The organism is Curtobacterium sp. NPDC087080 (assembly GCF_044745105.1).
Classification (GTDB): Bacteria; Actinomycetota; Actinomycetes; order Actinomycetales; family Microbacteriaceae; genus Curtobacterium.
The window spans coordinates 100,651-124,147 of sequence record NZ_JBIUZP010000004.1; the positions used below are offsets into that span (position 1 = coordinate 100,651).

Consider the following 23,497-nt stretch of genomic DNA (forward strand, 5'->3'; position numbering starts at 1 on the left):
ATCGGAGCGGACGCGAGACGCGGGCGTGCGCGCGAGACGCCCCGCGGGCCGCGAGACGCCGCCGGATCCCGCGGCGTCTCGACACGGACGGTGCGTCTCGACGTGACGCCGCCGTCTCGACGCGGCACGGCCTCCCGGCCGGCCCCGCCGCCCCACTGCCGTGTCCGATTCCCGCCAGTGACCGTCGGGGGTGCGTGCCAGGCTGACGGCGTGACGATCCCCGCACCGCACACGGAGCCGCAGCCCGACGCGCAGCCCGCAGAGCTGCACGCCGAGCGTCACCGCGCCGTCGCCTCCCGCGACGCCCGGTTCGACGGCCAGTTCGTCACCGCCGTGCACTCCACCGGCATCTACTGCCGCCCGAGCTGCCCCGCCCGGACCCCGCGCGCCGAGGGCGTCACCTTCTACCGCACCAGCGCCGCCGCGCACCTCGCCGGCTTCCGCGCCTGCAAGCGCTGTCTGCCCGAGGCGACGCCGGGCAGCCCGGAGTGGGACCTCCGCGAGGACGTCGCCGGCCGCGCCGTGCGCCTCGTCCTCGACGGCGTCGTCGAACGCGAGGGCGTGCCCGGCCTCGCCGGCCGCGTCGGCTACTCCGAGCGGCAGCTGAACCGCATCCTGACCGAGGAGCTCGGGGCCGGACCGAAGGCCCTCAGCCGGGCGCACCGTGCGCAGACCGCGCGGACGCTGCTGACCTCGTCGGACCTGCCGGTGGCCGACGTGGCGTTCGCGTCCGGGTTCTCGAGCGTGCGGCAGTTCAACGACACCGTCCGCGAGGTCTTCGCCCTCACCCCCTCCGAGCTCCGCGCCCGGCGGGCGGACGGCCCGGCGACGGCCGACGACGGCTGGCTGCACGTGCACCTCCCGGCCCGTCCGCCGTTCGACCTGCAGGGCCTGCTCGACTGGCACGCGCTCCACGCGCTGCCGGGGCTGGAGCACGTCGAGCGGGACGCCTCGGGCCGCGTCACGGCCTACGGTCGCCTCGTCACCCTGCCGGGAGGCCCGGCCCGCTTCACCGCATCGGCCCCCGCCGCCGACCGGACCGGCCGGGGCGCGGGGCGCGTCGGGGTCGCCCTGCGGGTCCGGCTCACGACGCTCTCCGACCTGCCGACCCTCGTGGCGCGGGTGCGGGCCCTGTTCGACCTCGACGCCGATCCCGAGGCGGTCGACGCGGTCCTCGCGGCGGACCCGGTGCTCGCCCCGGCGGTGGCACGGGTCCCGGGCATCCGCATGCCCGGTGCCGTGGACGCGCACGAGATCGTCGTCCGCACCCTGATCGGGCAGCAGGTCTCCGTGGCCGCTGCGCGCACCGCGCAGACCCGGCTCGTGGCGGCACTGGGGGAGCCCGTCGACCCCGGCCTGGCCGAGGACGGGCTGCTGTTCCCGACCGCCGCGTCGATCGCGGCCCGCGGGCACGAGGTCCTGCGGGGACCTGCGGCGCGGGTGGACACCATCCTGCGCGTCGCCGTGGCGCTCGCCGAGGGGTCGCTCGTCGTCGACGCGGGCCAGTCCATCGCGGAGCTGCGCGCCGGGCTCCTGGCGGTGAGGGGCATCGGACCCTGGACGGCCGACTACGTGGCCCTCCGGGTCCGACACCACCCGGACGTGTTCCTGCACAGCGACCTCGCCGTGCGGAACGGTGCACAGGAACTCGGACTGCCCGGTGCCGCCCGCGAGCTGTCCCTACGGTCGGAGCAGGTGGCGCCGTGGCGGAGCTACCTGACGATGCACTGCTGGCGTCCGATCGTCGACCGCGCGAGCGCGGCGGCGGAGGCGGCCGCCGCGACGGACCACCAGGAGGAGACCCCATGACCGACCCCACGACGACCGGACCCGACGTGGTCGCATCCGACGCGACCACGACCGCGACCGCGACCGCGCCCGGAGTGTCCGGACCCGGGCTGCCCGAGCCCGCGGCGACCATCCAGACGCTCGACACCCCCGACGGCCCGTTCACCGTGCTCGAGGACGCCGAGGGTCACGTGCTCGCGTCGGGGTGGACCGACGACTCCGCCCGGCTGCTCGCGCGGCTGGCCGATCGGCACCGCCCCCGTCGGTTGACCGACGGCCGGGTGCGCGCTGCCGAGGCGGTCGAGGCCTTCTACGCGGGCGACGTCGAGGCGGCGATGCGGGTCCCGGTCCGCCAGCACGGCACCGAACTCTTCACGGAGGGCTGGCGGCAGCTCCGCGCGATCCCGGCCGGCTCCGTCCTGACGTACACCGAGCTCGCGGCGGCCATGGGACGACCGGACGCCGTCCGTGCGGCAGCGAGCGTCTGCGCCCGGAACGCCCCGGCGCTGTTCGTGCCCTGTCACCGGGTGCTGCGGTCCGACGGGACGCTCGGCGGCTTCGCGTGGGGCCTCGACGTCAAGCGATCCCTGCTGGAGCGTGAGTCGGTCGGCGTGACCGCACTGGTCTGAGGCGGTCCGGCACCCCGCACCGAGCCGGGCTGTCGAGCAGGTTGCACAGGGAACGTGGAGCGCTCCCCCTGGTTGCGGGTGGTGACGCTCACGGCCCGGACTGTCATGCTCTGGGTACCGACCCGCACGGTCCGTCCGCAGGACCCGACGCAGCGCCGTCGCGCACCTCGGAAGGACCCATGCCCGCCGACCAGCACGCCCCGCCCGGACAGCCGCCCCGGCGGTCACCCGAGCGTCCACCCGGAGGTCCCGGGCGCGACTCCGGGCGCGACCCCGGGCACGATCTCGGGCACGTCGACCGCACGGTCGTGTCCGCCGACGGCACGGTGCTCGCGGTCGCCGAGAGCGGTTCCGGGCCCGCCCTGGTGCTGGTCGGCGGCGCGTGGGACCACCACGGCAGCCCGACGACCGACCGGATCGTCGCCGCGCTCCACGACCGCTACCGGGTCGTCACGTACGACCGACGTGGTCGGGGTGCGAGCGGGGACACGGCACCGTGGTCGGTCCAGCGCGAGGTCGAGGACCTGGCCGCGGTCGCGGCATCGGTGGGTGGCCCGGTCGACGCCGTGGGGTGGTGCGTCGGTGCCGGCGTGGTCCTGCGTGGCCTCGCGACCGGCGTGCCGTTCGGTCGCGCGGTGCTCTGGGAGCCGCCGTACCGCGCCTCGGTCGACCCGCAGGGCGACGACGTGCTCTTCGCGGACTTCCTCGACGGGCACGTCGCAGCCGGACGCCGCGCCCAGGCGGTGCGGGCGTTCCTGTCGCGGGTGCTCGGCGTCCCGATCCCGCACATCACGGCGGCCCGTCTCAAGCCCGGCCTCTGGCGGTCGCTCCTGGCCGACGCCCACGTGCTCGCCCGGGACGTCCGGGTGCTCAACGGCCTCTCCGTGCCCGAGCGGGTGGCCGCATCGGTCGGCGTGCCGGTGCTCGTGGCCTCCGGCGACCGCGGAGCGGAGTGGATGCGGCAGGCCTCGGTCGCACTCGCCGAGGCGGTGCCCGGTGCGCGGCACCTCGTCGTCCCGGGTCAGGGGCACGTACCGGAGCCGAGCGTGCTCCGTCACCTGGTCGACCGGTTCGTCGGGCTCCCGGCGCCCGAGTGACCCGACCGCCCGAGTCCCGAGCCCCGATTCCCGAGCGGACTGGCGTGCATCGTGCATGCGAGAGGATGGGGACGTGACTGCTCCCCGCCTCGGCCTGCTGCTCGACGTCGACGGACCCATCGCCAGCCCGGTGACCCGCACGATCGCGATCCCCTCGATCGTGGCCGACCTCGTCGCGCTCGCCGCCGAGGGCGTCCCGATCGTCTTCAACACCGGCCGCAGCGACGCGTTCATCCGCGAGCAGGTCGTCGGTCCGCTCGTCGCCGGAGGGCTCGCCGAGGGCGGCCGTGTCCACGCGGTGTGCGAGAAGGGTGCCGTCTGGTGCTCGATCGGCCCGCAGTACGAGGGCGGGATGAGCGACCTGGTGATCGCCGAGGACCTCGCGCTCCCGCGGGACTTCGCCGACGAGATGCGCGACCTCGTCCGCGACGAGTACGCCGACCTGGTGTTCTTCGACGAGACGAAGCACGCGATGGTCTCGATCGAGCAGCGCGTGGAGGTGTCGAACGCCGCGTACCTCGCCCGCCAGGCCGAGTTCGACGCGAAGGCGATGGCGGCGCTCGAGCGGCGCGGGCTCGGTGTCCGCCGACTCGACGACGTCCGGCCGGACGCCGACGGTGCCGTGCAGTGGCGGGTCGACCCGACGATCATCTCCACCGACGTCGAGTCGGACCGGTCCGGGAAGGACATGGGTGCCGAGCGTGCCCTCGAGCTGCTCGCGCAGGACGGGGAGCTCCCGGTGACCTGGCGGACCGTCGGCGACTCCCGGAGCGACTACGCGATGGCTGACTGGCTGCACGCCAACGGGCACGACGTCGCGCACGTGGACGTCCGACCTTCGGACGGGGTGCCGGTGACGCCGTACCCGGTGCTCACCGCTCCCGACGGGATCATCCACGACGAGGCGGGCGCGCGCTTCCTGCACGACTGGCGCCACGGGGCCTGACCCGCACCGCTGCGCGGGCGACGACCGGGGCGGACGGACACCGTGCCTCCCGTCCGGACGGCTGGTGCCACTGGGACGCACGACGGGGCGGCGCCGTTTGCGAGCCGGGGTGGTACACCAGTACCCTCACGGGGTCCACCGCCAGTCGTTTGACGGGAACCCCCATGGCATCACCGCTCCGCATCAAGTCGATCGAGGCCTCCCTCGCCGACTCCGAGGAGAAGGGCCGCTCGCTCAAGCGGTCCCTCAAGACGTTCGACATCGCCGCGATGGGCATCGCGGTCGCCGTCGGCGCCGGCATCTTCTCGGTCGGCGCGAACGCCGCTGCGAACTTCGCCGGGCCGAGCGTCATCATCTCGTTCCTGCTCGCCGCCGTCACGTGCGGCCTCGCCATCATGTGCTACGCCGAGTTCGCCTCGACCATCCCGGTCGCCGGCTCCGCGTACACCTTCACCTACGCCACGATGGGCGAGCTGCTCGCGTGGATCGTCGGATGGGACCTCATCCTCGAGACCCTGACCGCGAGCGCCGTCATCGCGAAGTACTGGGGCATCTACCTGAGCACCGCGTTCGGGGTCTTCGGCATCGACCTCCCCGACACGATCCAGCTCGGCCCGATCGGCTTCACGTGGGGCCCGGTCCTCATCGTCGGCGTCTTCACGCTGCTGCTCGCGTTCGGGACGCGTCTGTCGTCGCGGGTCTCGGCCGTCATCACGGTCATCAAGGTCGCGATCGTCGTCTTCGTCATCGTCGCCGGTGCGTTCTTCGTCAAGGCTGCGAACTTCGCGCCGTTCGTCCCGCCGGCGGAGCCGTCCAAGGGTGCCGAGGGCGGCGTCCTGACCCAGTCGCTCGTGTCGTTCGTCACCGGTCAGGCACCGGCCCAGTACGGCGTCTTCGGCCTGCTCGCCGCGGCCTCGCTCGTGTTCTTCGCGTTCATCGGCTTCGACGTCGTCGCGACGAGCGCCGAGGAGACCGAGAACCCGCAGAAGACTCTGCCCCGTGGCATCTTCATCGGACTCGGCATCGTCACGCTGCTCTACATCGGCGTCAGCATCGTCATCACGGGCATGGTGTCGTACCAGCGTCTCGCCGACGAGGAAGCACCGTCCCTCGCGTCGGCGTTCGACATCGTCGGGCTGCCGTGGGCGGCCGGCATCATCGCCATCGGGTCGCTGATCGGCCTGACGACGGTCGTCATGGTCCTGCTGCTCGGCCTGTCGCGCATCGTGTTCTCGATGAGCCGCGACGGACTGCTGCCGCGCTGGTTCTCGAAGACGAACCCGAAGACGCAGACGCCCGTGCGGGTGCAGGTCGTCGCCGGTGTCGTCGTGGCGTTCATCGCCGGCTTCACCGCGGTGGAGCGCCTCGAGGGCATGATCAACATCGGCACGCTCTCGGCGTTCGTGCTCGTGTCGATCGGCATCGTGGTGCTGCGCAAGACCCGCCCGGACGCGCCCCGTGCCTTCCGGGTGCCGTGGGTGCCGGTGCTGCCGATCCTCTCGGCGGTGCTCTGCTTCTGGCTGATGCTCAACCTCGAGGTCGAGACCTGGCTGCGCTTCATCGTGTGGCTGGCGATCGGGTTCGCAATCTACTTCGGGTACAGCCGACGCAACAGCCGGGTGGGCAAGGGCCTGCAGTAGCGGGCGGGCCCATCCGCGGCCTCGCCGCGCGCACAACGGGAAGCACCTCGCGCCACGGATCGCCGTGGCGCGAGGTGCTTCTGGTTGTGCCGGAGCAGCTCGCGCCGCGGCCCGCCGTGCCGGGGGCCGCGTGCCCCGCGTCCGCGGCGCGCCCGCCGCCGGCCGCGCCCCTAGGCCCCGACGGCGAGTGTGACACCGAAGGACAGCATCACGACGGCGACGAGCCCGTCGAAGACCCGCCACGTGAGCGGCTTCGCGAACAGCGGGCGGAGCAGCCGTCCCCCGAACCCGAGCGCGCCGAACCAGAGGCAGCTCGCGGCGACCGCGCCGACGGTCCACCACCAGCGGTCGTCGACGCCCTGCTGGTTCGCCACCGAGCCGAGGAACACGAGCGTGTCGAGGTACACGTGCGGGTTCGCCCACGTGAACACGAGCATCGTCGCGACTGCCGCGCCGAGGGTCGGGACCGCGCGTGCCGCGGTGGCGGTCCGGGTCGCGACCGCGGGCGTCGAGCTCCGGCCGGGAGGCTCCTCCTCCGCCCGTCCCGCCGGTGCGGCCGTCGCCGGGGCCACCACACCGTCGTCCGCCGCGTCCTGCTCGACGGCCATGGCCTCCCCGCTGGGACGGAACGCCCGTCGGGCCGCGAGCACCCCGTACACGACGAGGAACGCCGAGCCGACGAACCGCACCACCACGAGCGCGACGGGGAACCGTTCGACGACCACCCCGACGCCGAACACCCCGGCGACGATGAGCACCGCGTCCGACACGGCACAGACGGCGACCGCGGCGGCGACGACCCGCACCGGCGCGCTGACGGCGAGGCGGAGCAGGTAGGCGTTCTGCACACCGATGGCGACGATCAGGGCGAGGCCGGTGCCGAGGCCGGAGAGCAGGGGGAGGAGCGCGGTCACGGTCCCGACGCTAGGAGTCGCACGTGGTTCAGTCCAGCTCACGTTCCTGCAGCACCGTAAGCTCTGCTGCATGCTCCGTCTGCAACGGGACCACCTCGAGACGCTCCTCGCCGCGGTCGACCACGGCACCCTCGACGCAGCGGCCCGGGCGCTCGCGATCACGCCGTCCGCAGTGTCGCAACGGATCAAGGCGATGGAGCAGCAGCTCGGACGGGTCCTGCTCCAGCGCACGACACCCGTCGCGCCGACAGCCGACGGCGCGGTGGTGCTCCGGCACGCGCGGCAGGCCAGGCTCCTCGAGGACGAGACCGCCCGGGCGCTCGGCGCGGGCGGGGACGCCGACGCCCCCGTCGTGCCGTCGATCCCGCTCGCGGTGAACGCGGACACGCTCGGCACGTGGTTCCTCGACGCCCTCGCGCTCGTCCGGGCGGACACCGAGGTCGTGTTCGACCTGCACCGCGAGGACCAGGACCGCACCGCTGAACTCCTGCGCGCCGGCACGGTGATGGCCGCGGTCACCGCCGAGGCCGACCCCGTGCAGGGCTGCTCGTCCGTGCCGCTCGGCATCGACCGCTACCGAGCCGTCGCCTCGCCCGCCTTCGTCGACCGGTACCTGGCCGGAGCGGCGTCGGAGCGGCAGATGACCGTGCGGTTGGACGCCGTCCCGCTCGTCGACTACGACCGCGACGACGACCTGCAGCAGGGGTACCTCCGCCGGGTCCTCGGGCACGCCCCTCGTGGGCCGCGACACTTCGTCCCGACCTCGGCGGACTTCGCGCGCGCGGTGTCGCTCGGCTTCGGGTGGGGGATGCTGCCCGAGGCCCAGTGCCTCGACGGCCTGCGCAGCGGTGCGCTCGTCGAGCTGACGCCCGGGCGCCGGGCCGACGTGGCGCTGTGGTGGCAGCGGTGGAACCTGGCGTCACCGCTGCTCGAACGGGTGACCGAGGCCGTGCGGGCCACCGCGCGCGAGCGGTTGCACCAGCCGGGCTGACCGCGGACGCTCCCCGCGCCTCCCGGCGGGCCGCGGACCCCGCCGGGGGTGCCCGGTCAGACGGTCGCCCGCCAGCGCAGCCCGTCGACGAGCAGCCCGACCAGCTGCTGGCTCTGCTCGGTCGTCGGTGCCCCGTGGCAGAGGTCGGCGACCGCGCGGAGCAGCTGCGTGGCGTCGATGTCGGTGCGGATGGTCCCCGCTGCCGAGGCTGCGTCGAGCAGTCCGGTCAGCGCCCCGCCGAGTCGGCCGATGAACCAGGGGTGGAGTCCCTCGAACGCCGGGTCACCGGACTGGAGCGCCGCAGCGAGCCCGCGCTTCGTCGCGACGAACCCGGTGAACCGCTGGAGCCAGAGCGCGAGGGCCTCGTCCGGCTCGTGGTGGTCGGCGAGGTCCGCGGCGGCGTCGGCGCACTCCTCGACGGCCTGCTGGAACACCGCGACCACCAGGTCGGAGCGCTGGGGGAAGTGGCGGTAGAGCGTGCCGACACCGACGCCGGCGAGGTCGGCGATCACCTTGGCGGGAGCGTCGACGCCCTGGTCGGCGAACACCTGGCGGGCAGCGTCGACCAGGGCGTCGAGATTGCGGCGGGCATCGGCGCGCACGGTTCCTCCGAACAGGATCGCGGTGAGGGCTTGCGGAAACGGAACGGCGTTCCGTATCGTTGCGGAAGAGCGTTCCGCTTCGCGCCAGCCTACGACGACCGGCCTCGGGACGCCACCGACAGGAGGCACCATCATGCAGTACCGCACCCTCGGCCGCACCGGCATCCAGGTCAGCCCCTTCGCGCTCGGAGCGATGATGCTCGGCACCGACGGTCGCATCGGCAACGGCGACGAGCAGGACTCGATCCGCATCGTCCACCGCGCGCTCGACGCCGGCATCAACATCATCGACACCGCGGACCGCTACTCGCAGGGCGGGTCCGAGGTCCTCGTCGGCAAGGCGATCAAGGGCCGGCGCGACGACGTCGTCCTCGCCACGAAGTTCAACGGACCGATGGGGGAGGACCCGAACCGCCGCGGCAACTCCCGCCGGTGGATCATGCGCGCGGTGGAGGACTCGCTCCGCCGCCTGCAGACCGACCACATCGACCTGTACCAGGCGCACCGCCCCGACGACAGCGTGGACCTCGAGGAGACCCTGTCCGCCCTGACCGACCTCGTCCGGAGCGGCAAGGTGCGTGCCATCGGCTCGTCGGACTTCCCCGCATCGATGCAGGTCGAGGCGCAGTGGACCTCCGAGCGGCGCGGCCTCGAGCGCTTCCGGTCCGAGCAGCCGACCTACTCGATCCTCAGCCGCGGCATCGAGCGCGAGGTCCTGCCGGTCGCCCAGCGCCACGGCATGGGAACGCTGGTGTGGAGCCCGCTCGCCGGCGGCATGCTGACCGGGCGCTTCCGTCGGGGACAGCAGAACGACCTGTCGCGGGCGGGCATGTTCCGCCACGACCAGGACGACCGGCGGATCGACGCCGTGGAGCAGGTCGTCGCCCTGGCCGAGGAGACCGGCATCCCCACGACCCACCTCGCCCTCGCCTTCGCGATCGCGCACCCCGGCGTCACCAGCGCGCTGATCGGGCCGCGGTCGGTCGAGCAGCTCGACGACCTGCTGGCGGCGGCGGACGTCGCGCTCTCCGACGAGGTGCTCGACCGCATCGACGCGATCGTCCCGCCGGGCACCGACGTCACGCGGCTCGACCAGCAGTACCAGCCGCCCGCGCTCCTGCGACCCGAGCTCCGCCGTCGTCCGGCCGCCGAGCGCTCCGCCGCCTGATCCCCCGACCCCCTCTCGCAGAACGCAACCCCGGCGGTTGCTCGCAGCGCTGTACCGCTGCGAGCAACCGCCTTCGTTGCGTTTCGCGGGAGCGGTAGGGCGGGAGGGGGGAACGGGCCGGGGAGCCGGCGTCACCCCAGCCCCGCACCGCCGAGATGCGGGAAACCGCAAGAAGCGGCGGGGTCCTGCGGGATTCACCGGACGGACACACGAGCGCGTCGAGCGGGTCGTAGTGTCGCTGACGACCGACGGCACGGGCCGTCGTCGCACGACCGCTCTCGACACACCGAACTCCGCGACCGCACCCTCGGTCGCGACCTCCCCGGCGCAGGATCCCTGGTCCCCCCGCCGAGCCGGACCCCCGAACGGTCCGGCCCATGTCGCCACAGTCGCCGACGCCCGTCTCGCGACCCGTCGGCGTCCCTGCCTGTGGGCCGTGAGTCTCTCCCGACCCGACAGGAGATCCTCATGTCCGCACCCACGGACGTCCGTCGCTCGCGCCCGGACGCCAGTCCTCCGCAGCACCGCCGGAGCGCGCCACCGCAGTCCCCCGACGTGGCCCGGCCCGTCCAGCAGCAGCGACCGCAGCCGCAGCTGCTCCCGCCGCAGCTCACCCCCCGCGACCCGGAGCCTGCGCGCCGAGGCCGGCTGACCGAGCAGGTCCAGCACGTGCGACCCCGGTCGGAGAGCCGCGCGCACAGCCCCGTCATGGTGCTCATCGTGCTCGTCGCGACCCTGGGCGTGATGGCCTACGCGGTGTTCCTCCTCGACCCGGCGAACCGCGGCGACCTCCTGCCGTACGGCCTGGTGATCATCGCGGAGAGCGTGTTGGTCGGCCAGGCGCTGCTGTCGATGTGGACGATCCTGTCCGGCGGCGCCGACCCCCGGGACTTCGCGTTCCACCACACGCAGGACACCCTGTTCGACCGGGACACGATCGAGCGCGACGGGCTCACCGACCAGCCGCACCGCTGGCCGATGCACGTGCGCGGCCGCCGGGTCGAGGTCGACGTGTTCATCACGGTCTACGGCGAGGAGCTGTCGAAGATCGCGGCCACCGTCCGGGCAGCGGTCGCGATGCGCGGCGAGCACCGGACCTGGGTGCTCGACGACGGTCGGAGCGACGACGTGCAGGCACTCGCCGCGCAGCTCGGCGCGCGGTACGTCCGCCGCCTGTCGTCGCACGGCGCCAAGGCCGGCAACATCAACCACGCCCTGACCCTGGCCAAGGGCGACTACTACGCCGTGTTCGACGCCGACTTCGTCCCCGAGCCGGAGTTCCTGTTCGAGACCGTGCCGTTCTTCGCGGACGACACCATCGCCTTCGTGCAGACACCGCAGACCTACGGCAACCTGCACAACCTGGTGTCCCGCGGCGCCGGCTACATGCAGACGGTGTTCTACAAGTTCATCCAGCCCGGCCGGAACCGCTTCAACGCGGCCTTCTGCGTCGGCACCAACGTCATCTTCCGCCGCAGCGCGATCGACGACATCGGCGGCATGCACACCGACTCGAAGTCCGAGGACGTCTGGACCAGCCTGATGCTGCACGAACGCGGCTGGAAGTCGGTGTTCATCCCGATGACCCTGGCCGTCGGCGACGCTCCCGAGACGATCGAGGGCTTCACGAAGCAGCAGCTGCGCTGGGCGACCGGCGGGTTCGAGATCCTGCTCACGCACTTCCCGTTCAACCCGAAGCACCGCCTGACCATGGACCAGCGACTGCAGTACCTGGTCACCGCGAGCTTCTACCTGACGGGCATCGTCCCGGGCCTGCTGCTCCTGGTGCCGCCGCTCGAGATCTTCTTCGACCTGCGCCCGATGAACCTGTCGATCGGTGCCGGTGAGTGGGTGCTGTTCTACCTCGGCTTCTACCTCATGCAGGTCGTCCTGGCCTTCTACGCGCTCGGCTCGTTCCGCTACGAGACGCTCCTGCTCGCCGCCGTGTCGTTCCCGATCTACGCGAGCGCGCTCTGGAACGTCCTGTGCGGCAAGGAGCAGGCCTGGCACGTCACGGGTGCGGACCGCGGCCGGACACCGTCGCCGTTCAACTTCATCGTCCCGCAGGTGCTCGTCTTCGTGTTCCTCGCCCTGACGAGCGTCGTGGCGGTCTGGCGCGACACCGGCAACGGCCAGTTCACGCTCGCGACCGCCTGGAACATCACGAACACCCTGGTCTTCCTCGCCTTCATCGTCGCGGCGTTCCGCGAGCAGGCCCGGAACCGCGTGGCCGACCGTGCGCGCGACCGCGGCGAGCCGGCCCGTCCGGCGGCACTGCTGGCCCAGGCGCCGGCCAGCCCGGTCCGGACGACCGTCGTCCGACCCGACACCCTCGAACCCCAGCGCGCCGCGATCGCCGGCGTCGCGATGCAGATGCAGGACGGACCCCGCGCATGACCTGGACCAACCGACTCCGACTGTTCGGCGGCCTCGTGGTCGTCCTGGTGATCGTCGCCGCGTGCACGCTCGTCTTCAACCAGCGGCAGAGCGCCGTGGCCAGCACCTCGGCCGCGATCGCCGCGCAGGAGTACGCCGTGGGCACCGACTACGGCGGCACGGTCACCGAGGAGTACGTCCAGGAGGGCGACTCCGTCACCAAGGGCGAGAAGCTCCTGCAGGTGCAGAGCCTGCAGCTCGCCCAGGACATCCGGAAGGGCGTCGTCGGCGCGGACACGCAGACGAGCGCGTACGACATCGGCGAGGACGGGTTCATCACGTTCACGGCCGAGGTCTCCGGCACCGTCGCGAAGGTCGACGTGAAGACCGGCGGGTACGTGCAGGCGGGTTCCGAGCTCGGCACCATCCACAAGCAGGACAGCCTGTTCGTCACGTCGGAGTTCACGGTCACCCCGCGCGACTACGGCCGGATCCAGAACGGCGCCGAGGTCGAGCTCCGATTGCCCGACGACCGCACGATCACCGGCACCGTGAAGAACGTGAGCGTGGAGACGAACGACGCCGGCAAGGCGAAGACCACCGTCGACGTCGAGAGCCCCGAGCTGTCGGCCTCGCCGTCGTCGGGCATCACGAGCCCCGGGACGCCGGTCGACGCGACCCTGCACCTGCGCGACGACGGCACGCTGGCGGGCGTCACCGACGCCGTCCGCGACTTCTCGCGGCAGATCGGGCTGTAGCCGGTGCGGCACCACCTGCGCACCGACGGCCGCCCTGCGGGCGCACGCCGGGCCTCCCGACCGCTGCTCCTGGCCGTCCCCCTGGTGACGTCCGTCGCCCTGCTGCTGAGCGCGTGCACCGGGACGGGAGGCGCGGCCCACACGACCCCGTCGGCCACCGCGACCGACTCGGCGGCCCAGGCTCGCGCGGTCGCCGCCCTGGGCGACGTCGCGTCGTCCACGGTCGGCACGATGCGCCTGGCGGAGGGACTCACCCCGCCGACGAACCGGTGGTTCTCCGGCCTGGTGTTCGGCGACGCTCCGCAACCAGTGTTCCCGACGCCGATCTCGTGGCAGGTCACGGACCACGGCTTCGCGGCCGGGCTGCCGGACGTGACCGCGACGGAGAAGACGATCGCCGGTGGAGCCGTGCCGCAGGTCGGCTTCGACCTCGGGGCGACGAGCACGCTCGTGTCGGCGTACGACGCGGTCTCGGTGACCGTCGAGCACCGCGACGGCGACACCGTGCTCGGGCACTCGGTCGTCGCCGAGGGCTCGCCCCTCGTGACCTACACCGCGGACCGCGACCAGACCCTGACCGGCACGTCGTCGCTCGACCCGACCGGTGACGGCACGGCGACGATGTCCGGCGGTGGCCGGACCTGGCAGGTCGTCGTGCGCGACGGCTCGGTCTCCCGGTCCGGCGTGACCCTGCGCAGCGGCGGCTCGGTGGTGCTCCTGCCGACGCCCGACGGTGCATCGTCGTCCGAGGTCAGCCGGCTCGTCGAGGCCGCACGGCCGCTCTCCGGCACCTCGCTGGAGCGCAGCGCGACCGGCGGGTCCCAGCGCACCACGCTGTCGTACGACTTCGACGGCGGTGCCGGCGTGCTCGTCCCGCAGCCCGGTCAGGGCACCCGGGGGCTGACGTGCACCGACCTGCGCGTCGCGACCCTGATGGGTCCGGCGCCCGTCTGCACCGGCACGGCGCTGCGCTTCGGCGTCGACACCGTCGAGCCGTCCGACCGGCTCGACCTGTCGAGGCTCACCGACGGCCAGCGGGACACCCTCGCGGCCCAGGTGCGGCAGGACGCAGCCGAGGTGGACGCATCGTCGTACGCCGCGGACTCGTACGGCGGCGGCAAGGACCTGTACCGCGTGGCGACGCTGTACCGACTCGCCGTCGCACTCGGGCTCGACGACCAGGCTGCAGCGCTGAAGACGTCCGTCGTCGCCGAGCTCGACCAGTGGTTCGACCCCGCCGGGTGCGGTGGCAGGACCGCCCGGTGCTTCGCCCACGACCCGGAGGTCCACGGACTCGTCGGGCAGCAGGCGTCGTTCGGGTCCGACGAGTTCAACGACCACCACTTCCACTACGGGTACGTGCTGTCCGCCGCCGCGATGGTGGCCGACGGCGACGCGTCCCTCGTCCGGAAGTGGCGCACCGTCGCGGACCTCGTCGCGGCGGACATCGCCTCGCCGACCGCGACCGCGTCGTTCCCCGCGCTCCGTGTCTACGACCCGTACGCGCAGCACTCCTGGGCGTCCGGCTACTCGCCCTTCGCCGACGGCAACAACCAGGAGTCGTCGTCCGAGGCGGTGTCCGCGTGGAACGGCCTCGCCCGCTGGGGTGCCGTGTCCGGGTCGTCGACGCTCGAGTCGACCGGCACCTGGCTGCTGTCGAACGAGGCCGCCTCGGCGCAGCGTGACGTGCTCGATCCCGACCTGTCGGCGTTCCCGGGCTTCACGCACCGGGTCGTCTCGCTGACGTGGGGCGGGAAGCGCGACCACGCCACGTGGTTCAGTGCGGCGGCCGCTGCACCGGCCGGGATCGAACTCATCCCGATGCCGGCGATGGCGGGCGAGTACGTCGACGCGGGCGGACGGCAGCAGATCCAGCGGGTGCTCGACGAGGCCGTGCCGGACGGCCGCTACGGCGTGCAGTTCGGCGACTACCTGCTCATGTACCGGGCCCTCGGCGGGAAGGCCGAGGCGGCGGCGGCACTGCGCGACGCCGAGCAGCTGCCGGACGCGGTCATCGACTCGGCGAACACGCGGTCGTACCTGCTCGCCTGGATCATGACGCGGGACCGGTCGTAGCAGCCGGTCCTCGCACCCCCTCGACGGGCGGCACGGCGGTCTCCAGGACCGCGGTGCCGCCCGTCATCGTTCGCTTCCCGGACGCCCTGGGGTCCTGCACGGGGACCGCGGCCTACCGTCCACGCCATGACCACGCGAGCCAAGACCGCCACCGCGCTGCTCGGCGCTGCCACCCTCGCCCTACTCCTGACGGCGTGCGACCCGGGCGGCGCCCAGAACATCGACCCGGTCGGCAAGGTCCCGGGTGACGAGCAGAAGTCGCAGTCGGCCGAGTGCGCCGTCGCGTCGAGCAACGCCGTGGACGCCATCGGCACCGCCGTCGGCCCGCACGACACCACGGACTTCGCCGACGTCGCGAAGGGCGACGGCGGCTGGTACCTCGCCGCGTCGATCGTGCCGTCGGACAGCAAGGACGCGAACGACGACGAGCTGACCATCTGGGCGACGGAGACCGACCCGACGGCCCAGGACTGGGACGGCACGATCTACGCCGTCAACCAGACCGCGAAGGACGCCACCTCGGACGAGTCGCAGTCGGCGTCACCGGCGCCGAGCTCCTTCAGCGCGGACTCCGACGCCGCCAAGCGCGCGGAGAGCTGCGCCGTCGAGGCCGCCGACCGCTGAGTCGCGCCCGCGTCAGGTCTGGCAGCGCGGGCACCAGTAGGTGTCCCGCAGCGTGAGCTCCGAGTCGCCGAGCTCCCCCCGCCGCACGGGCGTCCCGCACCGCAGGCAGGGCTTGCCGGCGCGGCCGTAGACCCAGAACCGACGCCCGGGCCGGTCGACCCCGGTCGTGACGCGGTTGCTGCGGTCACGGTTCATCGTGATGAGCCGGTGCGACAGCGCGATCGCCCGCGCCGGGTCCGGCACCTGTCCCACGGGTCGCGTCGGCAGCACCCCGCGCAGGAAGCAGAGCTCGTTCCGGTACACGTTCCCGAGGCCGGCCAGCACCCGCTGGTCGAGCAGCGCGAGTCCGATGGGCCGCTCCGGGTCGGCCGTCAGGTTCTCGAGCGCCCGGTCGGCGTCCCAGTCGGGGCCGAGCAGGTCGGGGCCGAGGTGCCCGACCACCTCGGACTCCTGGTCGCGCGGGACGACCTCGAGCACCCCGAGGGTGAACCCGACGGTCGAGACGTCCGCGGCGTCGAGCACCACGCGAGCCTGGTGCGCCGGTCGCCGCCACCGCTCACCGGGGGCGTAGACGTCCCAGCGGCCCTCCATCTTCAGGTGCGAGTGCACGGTCAGGTCGCCGATGCGGTGCAGCAGGTGCTTGCCGCGCGGCACGACCTCGTCGACCGTGCGGCCGACCAGGTCGAGGGTCGCGAACGCGGGGACGCGGAAGTCCGAGCGGGTCAGGACCTTGCCCGCGAGCGCGGTGTGCAGGCGCCGGGCGGCGCGGAAGACGGTGTCACCCTCGGGCACGGTGCACCTCCGTTCCCGCTCCGGTTCGCGGCCGGGAGGCCCTGGTCGCCTCAGACACGCAGCCGCAGTCCCTGCGGGGTCGCCGTGAACCCCGCCTCGCGCAGCGCCGACCCGAGCGGCGTCTCCAACACGAAGTCGCCGTCCACCCGTTCGACCGAGAGCTTCCGCAGGCCGCTCCGCACGGTCGCCGCGATGGAGCGTGCCGCGACCGCGAGGTCCGTCGGGTCGTCGGTGAAGGTCAGGACGGACTTGCCCCCGCGCTCGACGTACACCGCGAGGCGCCCGTCGACGGTGGTCACGAGCGCTCCGGCCTTCCGCCCCGGGCGGTGCCCGCGCCCACCCGTGGTCGTCGACCGGGTCGGTGCGGCGGCGGCAGTGGCGGACGTGGCCGGTGCTGCTGCCCCGCGGGCGCCGGTCGGGGCGACGGCGTCGGCAGCGGCGGAGTCCGCGTCGGGGTCGGCGGGGGCGTCCTCCGACGGCCACGGCAGTGCGGCGCCGTACGGGTTGGCCGGGTCCGTCGCGGCGAGGGTGAGCGCCTGACGCTCGCGGTCCGGGTCGGCACGCTCGTCGTCGTCGAGGTCCCGCGCGTACGTCCGGAGCCGGTCGACCGTGGGGCTCGTCGCGAACTGCGCCGCCCCGAGTCCCTCGACGAAGTAGCCCCGGCGTGCACGACCCGACTCCTCGAACCGGCTGAGCACCCGGTAGACGCCGGCGAACCCGCCGCGGACGCCCTCGACCTGCACGGCGCCGCGGGTCACGACCCCGTACCGCTCGAGCAGCTGCTCCGCGGTCGCGGCCGCGCGCAGCGTCGAGTCGGACTCGGCGAGCGGCAGGATCGACCACCGACCGCCGACGGACGGCGGGCCGGACTGCGACGGCAGCGTCGGCCGGCGACGCCCGCGGTACGCCCGGGCCCGCGGCGCACTCGTCGACCGGGCCTTGCCGCCGAGCATCGCCCGGAGCGGTGCGAACGTGTCGTTCGTGACCTGGCCCGCCCAGACCAGGTCCCACAGCGCGGTCGTCAGGGCCTGGTCGTCCGTGCTGCCGACGGCCTGGCCGAGCTGCCGGAAGAAGTAGGCGCCGCCGCCGGCCAGGGCGCCGAGGACGTCGCGCTGCAGCTCGGTGGTCTCGCCGCCGTCGGGCTCCGCCAGGGTGGTCGACGCGGTCTCGGCGAGGTGCAGGCGCACCCAGCCGTCGTTCCCGGGCAGGGTGCCGCCGCCGGACCAGAGGACCTCGCCGGTGGCCGTCAGCTCGTCGAGCATGCTCGTGGAGTAGTCGGTGACGCGGGACGGCAGCACCAGCGTCTCCCACGCGCTCGCGGGCAGGGCGACCCCGGCCAGCTGGTCGATGACCTGCAGCACGCCGTCCACACCGCGGAGACCGCCGCGGGTACCCGGTGCCTGCACGTGCTGCCACGCGGGCAGGAACCGGGCGAGGGTGTCCGGCGAGACCGGCTCGACCTCGTGCCGGAGCGCCGCGAGCGACTTCGTGCGGATGCGACGGAGGACCTCGGCGTCGCACCACTCGGCGCCCTGGCGGTCCGGGCGGAACTCGCCCTCGACCACGCGGCGGTCGGCGACCAGTCGGCGCAGGGTGTCCTGCACGACGGCGATGCCGAGTCCGAGCCGGGTCGCGGCCTCCTGCGCGGAGAACGGCCCGTGCGACCGGGCGTACCGGCCGACCAGGTCGCCGAGGGGATCGGCGACGGGTTCGACGAAGGCGGTCGGCACGCCGATCGGCAGCGGGACGCCGAGGGCGTCGCGCAGGCGGGAGGCGTCCTCGATCACGGACCAGCGCGTCGCCCCGCCCTGCGAGAACGACAGCACGCGGCGGTCACGCTCGAGCGTCTCGAGCGCCGACCGGACCGTCGCGCGCGCGGGGTCGGAGCCGGCGGTGTCGGTGCGGGTGCCGGTGCCGGTGTCAGCGTCCGCACTGTCGGCGTCCGCGCTGTCGGCCACCCAGCTGCGGGCGACGAGCTCGTCCAGCTCGAGGGCACCGACGAGCCGCAGCACGTCGACGAGCCCCTCGGTGTCGCGCGCGCGACGGTCCGGGGAGAGCCGCTGCAGGTCGCGCTCGACCGACGCGATGACCGCGGGGTCGAGGAGCTCGCGCAGCTCGGCCCGTCCGAGCAGCTCGCCCAGCAGGGTGGAGTCGAGCGACAGCGCCGCCGCCCGACGCTCTGCCAGGGGCGAGTCGCCCTCGTACATGAACGCCGCGACGTACCCGAACAGGATCGACCGGGCGAACGGCGACGGCTGCTCGGTCTCGCGCTCGACCAGGCGGATGCGTCGCTCGGCGATCTGGTCCGAGATGCCGAGCAGTGCCGGCACGTCGTAGACGTCCTGCAGGACCTCGCGCACGGTCTCGAGCACGATCGGGAACGTCGGGTACTTCCGGGCGACCTCGAGCAGCTGCGACGCCCGTTGACGCTGCTGCCACAGTGGGGACCGCTGGCCGGGGTTCCGACGGGGCAGGAGCAGCGCCCGCGCCGCACACTCGCGGAACCGGGCGGCGAAGAGCGCCGAGCCGCCGACCTCGTCGGTGACGAGTGCCTCGAGGTCGTCCCGCTCGAACACGAACAGGTCGGCCCCCGGCGGTTCGGCATCGGTCTCCGGGATGCGCACGACGATGCCGTCGTCGGCCGCCATGGCGTCGCCGTCGATGCCGTGCCGTTCGCGCAGGCGAGCACCGACCGCCAGGGCCCACGGCGCGTGCACCTGCATGCCGTACGGCGAGTGCAGGATGAGCCGCCAGTCGCCGAGCTCGTCGCGGAACCGCTCGACCACGAGCGTGGTGTCGTTCGGCACGTGTCCGGTCGCCGCCCGCTGGTCGCGCAGGAACGTCAGCAGGTTCGTCACGGCGCGCTCGTCGAGCCCGCCGGCAGCGACGCGGGCGCGGGCGTCCTCGTCGGACGCGGCGTCGACCTCGCGCACGAACGCACCCGTCGCGCGGCCGAGCTCGGCCGGACGCCCGATGCCGTCGCCCTTCCAGAACGGCACCCGTCCGGGCTGCCCGAACGCGGGGCTGACGATCACCCGGTCGTGGGTGATCTCCTCGATCCGCCAGCTCGTCGCGCCCAGGGCGAAGACGTCGCCGACGCGGGACTCGTAGACCATCTCCTCGTCGAGCTCGCCGACGCGGGACGCCTTCTCGCCGACCATGAAGACGCCGAACATCCCGCGGTCGGGGATCGTGCCGCCGCTCGTGACCGCGAGCCGCTGGGCGCCGGGACGCCCGGTGAGGGTGCCGTGCACGCGGTCCCACACCAGGCGCGGCCGGAGCTCGGCGAACTCGTCGCTCGGGTAGCGACCGGTCACCAGGTCGAGCGTCGCCTCGAACGCCGAGCGCGGCAGCGAGCTGAACGGCGCACTGCGGCGGACGAGCTCGAACCAGTGCTCGACCTCGACGGTGTCGATCGACCCGGCTGCGACGGTGTGCTGCGCGAGGACGTCGAGCGGGTTCGCGGGCACCGAGATCGACTCGATCTGCCCGGAGACCATGCGCTCGACGGTGACCGCGCTGTTCACGAGGTCGGCGCGGTGCTTGGGGAACAGGACACCGCGGGAGATCTCGCCGACCTGGTGTCCGGCGCGACCGACGCGCTGCAGGCCGCTGGCGACCGACGGCGGTGCCTCGACCTGGACCACGAGGTCGACCTCGCCCATGTCGATGCCGAGCTCGAGCGAGCTGGTCGCGACGACGCAGCGCAGGCGTCCGGACTTCAGGTCGTCCTCGATGATCGCGCGCTGGTCCTTCGACACGGACCCGTGGTGTGCCCTGGCGAGCACCGGGACCGCCGGGTCGGAGCCGCCGCCCTCGGTCTGCCCGGACTGCCCGATCACCTGGGCGGGCGGACGCTTCGGCTGCGCGACGGGCGCGTGTGCCGACGCACGACCGGGGGACTGCGTGACGGGAGCCGATCCGGCCACCGCGCCCACGGCCTCCGGGGCGACGACCGCCGCCGTGTCGACGGCCGCGAGCACGCGCTCCTCGTGGATCTCGTTCAGCCGCGCCGTCAGGCGCTCCGCGAGCCGGCGTGAGTTCGCGAACACGATCGTCGACCGGTGCTCCTCGATGAGGTCGACGACGCGTTCCTCGACGTGGGGCCAGATCGAGCCGTTCGTCGGCGACTCGGTCGCGTCCGCGCCGACGGGCGGGGCGCCGAGCTCGGTCATGTCGTCGACCGGCACGACGACGCGCAGGTCGAAGGTCTTCTGCGCGGGCGGGGCGATGATCGACACGGGGGCGCGTCCGCCGAGGAACCGTGCGACCTCCTCCGCCGGGCGCACGGTGGCGGACAGACCGATGCGCTGCACGGGCTTCTCGAGCAGGTCGTCGAGTCGTTCGAGCGAGACCGCCAGGTGGGCGCCACGCTTGGTGGACGCGACCGCGTGCACCTCGTCCACGATGACGGTGTCGACGTTCACCAGGGTCTCGCGTGCCTGCGAGGTCAGCATCAGGTAGAGCGACTCGGGCGTGGTGATGAGGATGTCCGGCGGCTGTCGCAGGAGCCGTTGTCGGTCGGACGACGGGGTGTCACCGCTCCGGACGCCCACCGTGACCTCGGGCGGTTCGGTCCCGAGCCGACGCGCGGTCTGCGTGATGCCGACGAGCGGGCTGCGGAGGTTCCGCTCGACGTCGACGCCCAGCGCCTTGAGCGGGGAGACGTACAGCACGCGGGTGCGCTGCTTCGCCGGCGGGCGGTCCGTCGCGCTGATGAGCCGGTCGATCGACCACAGGAACGAGGCCAGCGTCTTGCCGGAGCCGGTCGGCGCGACCACGAGCGCGTGCTGCCCGGTGGAGATCGCGTCCCACGCGCCGGCCTGTGCCGCGGTCGGGCCGGGGAACGCGCCGCGGAACCACTCCGCGGTCGCGGGGGAGAAGCGCTCGAGGACGTCCGTCATGGTCCGTCCCATCCTGCACGCCGCCACCGACAGCGGGCCGGGTGGAGGAGATCCTTGACACAGCGATACGTAGCGATCTATCGTTGAGCCATCGCGACAGGAACAGAACCGATCGCGAGCTCACTTCACCACCGACAGGAAGGAGTCGTCATGCGCCCCTCGCACGATGACCTCGACAGCACCACGCCCCGCCGCGGCGCCCGCGGCACCGGTCCGCGCGGCCCCCGCTTCGGCGGCGCGCGGCAGCACCACGGCCACGGCTTCCCCGGCCGTGACCGTGGCGACCACGACCACGGCGGACGCGGCGGCTTCGGCCCCGGCTTCGGCGGACGCGGCTTCGGCCCGGGCTTCGGCCCCGGGTTCGGCGGCGGCCCCGGCTTCGGCCGCGAACGCCGCCGCCGCGGCGATGTGCGCCTCGCGATCCTCGGCCTGCTGGCCGAGGGTCCGCAGAACGGCTACGCCGTGATCAAGACCATCGCCGAGCGCACCGGCGGCGCCTGGAAGCCGAGCCCCGGCTCCGTCTACCCGACGTTCCAGCAGCTCGTCGACGAGGACCTCGTCGTCTCGACCGGCGACGGCCGCAAGACGCTCTTCGAGCTCACCGACGCCGGCCGCGCGGAGGCCGAGGCGAAGGCGGACGAGATCGCCGCCGCGTTCGACGCCGCACCGGGCATGCCCGACACGCAGCGCGAGTTCGTCGAGGCCCTCCGCAAGGCCATGGGGGTGCTGCACGTGTACCGCACCAGTGCCTCCGACGAGCAGACCAAGGCCGCGACGGCGAAGGTCGACCAGCTCCGCAAGGACCTGCTGCAGATCCTCGCCGAGTAGCGCCGTGCCGGACGGGAGGCGCGTGGCGGGCCCGCCACGCGCCTCCCGTCCGTCAGCCGGTCACCCTGTCGCCTCCGCGTACCGGTCGGGGGAGCGGTCGTCAGGAGGCGTCGACGAACGCGGCCACGTCGGCGAGCTCCTCGGCGGACACCGCGTGCGGCAGGCCGGCGTACGTCCGGTCGGTCACGTCGGTGTTCGCCGCGGCCCACGCCTGCGTGCGGGCGGTGGCCTCGGCCGGGATCACCGGGTCGAGGTCGCCGTGCCCGAGGAAGACCCGCGGACGGACGGCTGCGACGGCCGCGTCCCGTGCGTCCGTCACCCCGGGCACCACGAAGCCGGAGAGCGACACCGCGAAGGCGAAGGCCGCAGGTCGGGCGCGCAGCAGCTGCAGCGCCATCGAGCCGCCCTGCGAGAACCCGAGCAACCCGATGCGCGGGTGGTCGGCGGACACGGAGTCGATCCAGTCGAGGACGCCCTCGACGGCGGCGTCGACCGGCTCGAGCGCGGGCGACCCCGGCGTGCCGAGCGGGTACCAGGAGAACCCGGGACCCCACGGCATCGGCGCGCGGAGCGACGCGATCGTCCACGCGGACGGCAGCGCGGGCGCCAGACCGAGCAGGTCGCGCTCGTGCGAGCCCACCCCGTGCATGGCGACGAGCAGGGGTGTGCCCGCGCGTTCCCCGGTCGGACGGGTCCACTGCACGATGTCCGCATCGATCACGTGGACAACGCTAGCCGTCCACAGCGACCGCGCCTTCCGCCGAACTCGCCGGGGCGACTGGTAGACACGGTGCATGGCCTCGCTGCGCACCCCCGACCCCGACTCCGGCTGGCTGTCCGACGAGGAACTCGCGAACGTCCGTCGTCGGCTGCCCATCTGCTACGTCGAGGCACTGCCCGTCCGGACCGACGGACTCGGCGTCGTGACCGAGGTCGGCGTGCTGCTGCGCGTCGCACCGAGCGGCTCGATCGCCCGCACGCTCGTCTCCGGTCGCGTGATGTTCGGTGAGTCCATCCGGACCGCGCTCTTCCGGCACCTCGAGAAGGACCTCGGGCCGATGGCCTTCCCGCAGCTCCCCGCGAGCCCCACGCCGTTCACCGTGGCCGAGTACTTCCCGCTCCCCGGTGCCTCGGTGTTCACCGACGAGCGGCAGCACGCGATCTCCCTCGCGTACGTGGTGCCCGTGACCGGCACCTGCGAGCCGCGGCAGGACGCCCTCGAGCTCACGTGGATGAGCCCGATGGAGGCAGCCTCGGACGCCGTGGCCGAGGAGATGGAGGGCGGTCGCGGAGCACTCCTGCGCGCCGGTCTCGCCTCGGTCGGTGCCCTGCACTGACGGTCCGACCGACACCCGGACACGACG

Annotated in this window: 18 protein-coding genes; 13 read left to right on the plus strand and 5 right to left on the minus strand. The window is 73.5% G+C overall.

Annotation, left to right across the window (positions count from 1 at the left end):
* Window positions 1-216: 216 nt before the first annotated feature.
* The 5 genes from ACIPEQ_RS11965 to ACIPEQ_RS11985 all read left to right on the plus strand — a co-directional run bounded on the left by ACIPEQ_RS11965 (window position 217) and on the right by ACIPEQ_RS11985 (window position 6,100).
* Window positions 217-1,809, plus strand: coding sequence for an AlkA N-terminal domain-containing protein (locus ACIPEQ_RS11965; protein WP_402715615.1), 1,593 nt, complete (start codon window positions 217-219; stop codon window positions 1,807-1,809).
* Window positions 1,806-2,417 (plus strand): methylated-DNA--[protein]-cysteine S-methyltransferase, encoded by a 612-nt coding sequence (locus tag ACIPEQ_RS11970; RefSeq protein WP_402715349.1) that lies wholly within the window; start codon window positions 1,806-1,808, stop codon window positions 2,415-2,417. Before ACIPEQ_RS11965 ends, ACIPEQ_RS11970 begins: the two co-directional genes overlap by 4 nt.
* 179 nt (window positions 2,418-2,596) lie before the next feature.
* Window positions 2,597-3,514 carry an alpha/beta fold hydrolase gene (locus ACIPEQ_RS11975; RefSeq protein ID WP_402715350.1) on the plus strand — a complete coding sequence of 306 codons (918 nt, stop codon included), beginning with the start codon at window positions 2,597-2,599 and terminating at the stop codon, window positions 3,512-3,514.
* Between the two features lie 55 nt (window positions 3,515-3,569).
* Window positions 3,570-4,460: a hypothetical protein gene (locus ACIPEQ_RS11980; protein ID WP_402715351.1), complete on the plus strand. Its 891-nt coding sequence runs from the start codon at window positions 3,570-3,572 to the stop codon at window positions 4,458-4,460.
* Between the two features lie 164 nt (window positions 4,461-4,624).
* On the plus strand, window positions 4,625-6,100 hold the full coding sequence (locus ACIPEQ_RS11985; protein ID WP_209675641.1) for an amino acid permease: 1,476 nt from the start codon (window positions 4,625-4,627) through the stop codon (window positions 6,098-6,100).
* 170 nt (window positions 6,101-6,270) lie between these two features.
* Here the strand turns inward: ACIPEQ_RS11985 and ACIPEQ_RS11990 are convergent, their stop codons facing one another.
* Window positions 6,271-7,014: a LysE/ArgO family amino acid transporter gene (locus ACIPEQ_RS11990; protein WP_402715352.1), complete on the minus strand. Its 744-nt coding sequence runs from the start codon at window positions 7,012-7,014 to the stop codon at window positions 6,271-6,273.
* A 70-nt stretch (window positions 7,015-7,084) separates the two neighbouring features.
* Between ACIPEQ_RS11990 and ACIPEQ_RS11995 the strand changes: the two genes are divergently transcribed.
* Entirely contained in the window at window positions 7,085-8,005 is a 921-nt protein-coding gene (locus ACIPEQ_RS11995; protein WP_354026602.1) for a LysR family transcriptional regulator ArgP, read from the plus strand.
* 56 nt (window positions 8,006-8,061) lie between these two features.
* Here ACIPEQ_RS11995 and ACIPEQ_RS12000 read toward each other — a convergent pair whose 3' ends face one another.
* Window positions 8,062-8,607, minus strand: a complete 546-nt coding sequence (locus ACIPEQ_RS12000) for a TetR/AcrR family transcriptional regulator (RefSeq protein ID WP_402715353.1) — start codon at window positions 8,605-8,607, stop codon at window positions 8,062-8,064.
* 133 nt (window positions 8,608-8,740) lie between these two features.
* On the opposite strand from ACIPEQ_RS12000, the gene ACIPEQ_RS12005 reads away from it, so the two are divergent.
* The 5 genes from ACIPEQ_RS12005 to ACIPEQ_RS12025 all read left to right on the plus strand — a co-directional run bounded on the left by ACIPEQ_RS12005 (window position 8,741) and on the right by ACIPEQ_RS12025 (window position 15,609).
* On the plus strand, window positions 8,741-9,775 hold the full coding sequence (locus ACIPEQ_RS12005) for an aldo/keto reductase (RefSeq protein WP_402715354.1): 1,035 nt from the start codon (window positions 8,741-8,743) through the stop codon (window positions 9,773-9,775).
* 468 nt (window positions 9,776-10,243) lie between these two features.
* Complete coding sequence (locus ACIPEQ_RS12010; protein WP_402715355.1) at window positions 10,244-12,172, plus strand: glycosyltransferase family 2 protein; 1,929 nt, start codon at window positions 10,244-10,246, stop codon at window positions 12,170-12,172.
* Window positions 12,169-12,909 carry an HlyD family efflux transporter periplasmic adaptor subunit gene (locus ACIPEQ_RS12015; RefSeq protein ID WP_209675637.1) on the plus strand — a complete coding sequence of 247 codons (741 nt, stop codon included), beginning with the start codon at window positions 12,169-12,171 and terminating at the stop codon, window positions 12,907-12,909. The genes ACIPEQ_RS12010 and ACIPEQ_RS12015 overlap by 4 nt, the downstream gene beginning before the upstream one ends.
* A gap of 84 nt (window positions 12,910-12,993) precedes the next feature.
* Entirely contained in the window at window positions 12,994-14,985 is a 1,992-nt protein-coding gene (locus ACIPEQ_RS12020; RefSeq protein WP_402715356.1) for a glycosyl hydrolase, read from the plus strand.
* A gap of 126 nt (window positions 14,986-15,111) precedes the next feature.
* Window positions 15,112-15,609 carry a hypothetical protein gene (locus tag ACIPEQ_RS12025; RefSeq protein ID WP_209675634.1) on the plus strand — a complete coding sequence of 166 codons (498 nt, stop codon included), beginning with the start codon at window positions 15,112-15,114 and terminating at the stop codon, window positions 15,607-15,609.
* Window positions 15,610-15,621: 12 nt separating this feature from the next.
* Here ACIPEQ_RS12025 and ACIPEQ_RS12030 read toward each other — a convergent pair whose 3' ends face one another.
* Together ACIPEQ_RS12030 and ACIPEQ_RS12035 are read right to left on the minus strand one after the other, a co-directional pair.
* A complete protein-coding gene (locus tag ACIPEQ_RS12030) occupies window positions 15,622-16,401 on the minus strand; it encodes an Fpg/Nei family DNA glycosylase (protein ID WP_126892006.1) in 780 nt (259 codons plus the stop codon).
* Between the two features lie 50 nt (window positions 16,402-16,451).
* Window positions 16,452-21,305 (minus strand): ATP-dependent helicase, encoded by a 4,854-nt coding sequence (locus ACIPEQ_RS12035; RefSeq protein WP_402715357.1) that lies wholly within the window; start codon window positions 21,303-21,305, stop codon window positions 16,452-16,454.
* Between the two features lie 150 nt (window positions 21,306-21,455).
* Here ACIPEQ_RS12035 and ACIPEQ_RS12040 point away from each other — a divergent pair, with 150 nt between their 5' ends.
* Window positions 21,456-22,133, plus strand: coding sequence for a PadR family transcriptional regulator (locus ACIPEQ_RS12040; protein ID WP_402715358.1), 678 nt, complete (start codon window positions 21,456-21,458; stop codon window positions 22,131-22,133).
* A gap of 100 nt (window positions 22,134-22,233) precedes the next feature.
* Here ACIPEQ_RS12040 and ACIPEQ_RS12045 read toward each other — a convergent pair whose 3' ends face one another.
* The gene (locus ACIPEQ_RS12045) at window positions 22,234-22,854 is read right to left on the minus strand and encodes an alpha/beta hydrolase (protein WP_402715359.1); all 621 of its coding nucleotides are present in this window, start codon (window positions 22,852-22,854) and stop codon (window positions 22,234-22,236) included.
* 73 nt (window positions 22,855-22,927) lie between these two features.
* On the opposite strand from ACIPEQ_RS12045, the gene ACIPEQ_RS12050 reads away from it, so the two are divergent.
* A complete protein-coding gene (locus ACIPEQ_RS12050) occupies window positions 22,928-23,470 on the plus strand; it encodes an NUDIX hydrolase family protein (protein WP_058729559.1) in 543 nt (180 codons plus the stop codon).
* Window positions 23,471-23,497 lie beyond the last annotated feature (27 nt).

What these genes read in the sequence shown, in the direction of transcription:
- ACIPEQ_RS11970 (WP_402715349.1), top strand. Translation starts at nt 1,806, where the DNA reads ATGACCGACCCCACGACGACCGGACCCGACGTGGTCGCATCCGACGCG.
- ACIPEQ_RS11975 (WP_402715350.1), top strand. Translation starts at nt 2,597, where the DNA reads ATGCCCGCCGACCAGCACGCCCCGCCCGGACAGCCGCCCCGGCGGTCA.
- ACIPEQ_RS11980 (WP_402715351.1), top strand. Translation starts at nt 3,570, where the DNA reads ATGCGAGAGGATGGGGACGTGACTGCTCCCCGCCTCGGCCTGCTGCTC.
- ACIPEQ_RS11985 (WP_209675641.1), top strand. Translation starts at nt 4,625, where the DNA reads ATGGCATCACCGCTCCGCATCAAGTCGATCGAGGCCTCCCTCGCCGAC.
- ACIPEQ_RS11995 (WP_354026602.1), top strand. Translation starts at nt 7,085, where the DNA reads ATGCTCCGTCTGCAACGGGACCACCTCGAGACGCTCCTCGCCGCGGTC.
- ACIPEQ_RS12005 (WP_402715354.1), top strand. Translation starts at nt 8,741, where the DNA reads ATGCAGTACCGCACCCTCGGCCGCACCGGCATCCAGGTCAGCCCCTTC.
- ACIPEQ_RS12010 (WP_402715355.1), top strand. Translation starts at nt 10,244, where the DNA reads ATGTCCGCACCCACGGACGTCCGTCGCTCGCGCCCGGACGCCAGTCCT.
- ACIPEQ_RS12015 (WP_209675637.1), top strand. Translation starts at nt 12,169, where the DNA reads ATGACCTGGACCAACCGACTCCGACTGTTCGGCGGCCTCGTGGTCGTC.
- ACIPEQ_RS12025 (WP_209675634.1), top strand. Translation starts at nt 15,112, where the DNA reads ATGACCACGCGAGCCAAGACCGCCACCGCGCTGCTCGGCGCTGCCACC.
- ACIPEQ_RS12035 (WP_402715357.1), bottom strand. Translation starts at nt 21,305, where the DNA reads ATGACGGACGTCCTCGAGCGCTTCTCCCCCGCGACCGCGGAGTGGTTC.
- ACIPEQ_RS12040 (WP_402715358.1), top strand. Translation starts at nt 21,456, where the DNA reads ATGCGCCCCTCGCACGATGACCTCGACAGCACCACGCCCCGCCGCGGC.
- ACIPEQ_RS12050 (WP_058729559.1), top strand. Translation starts at nt 22,928, where the DNA reads ATGGCCTCGCTGCGCACCCCCGACCCCGACTCCGGCTGGCTGTCCGAC.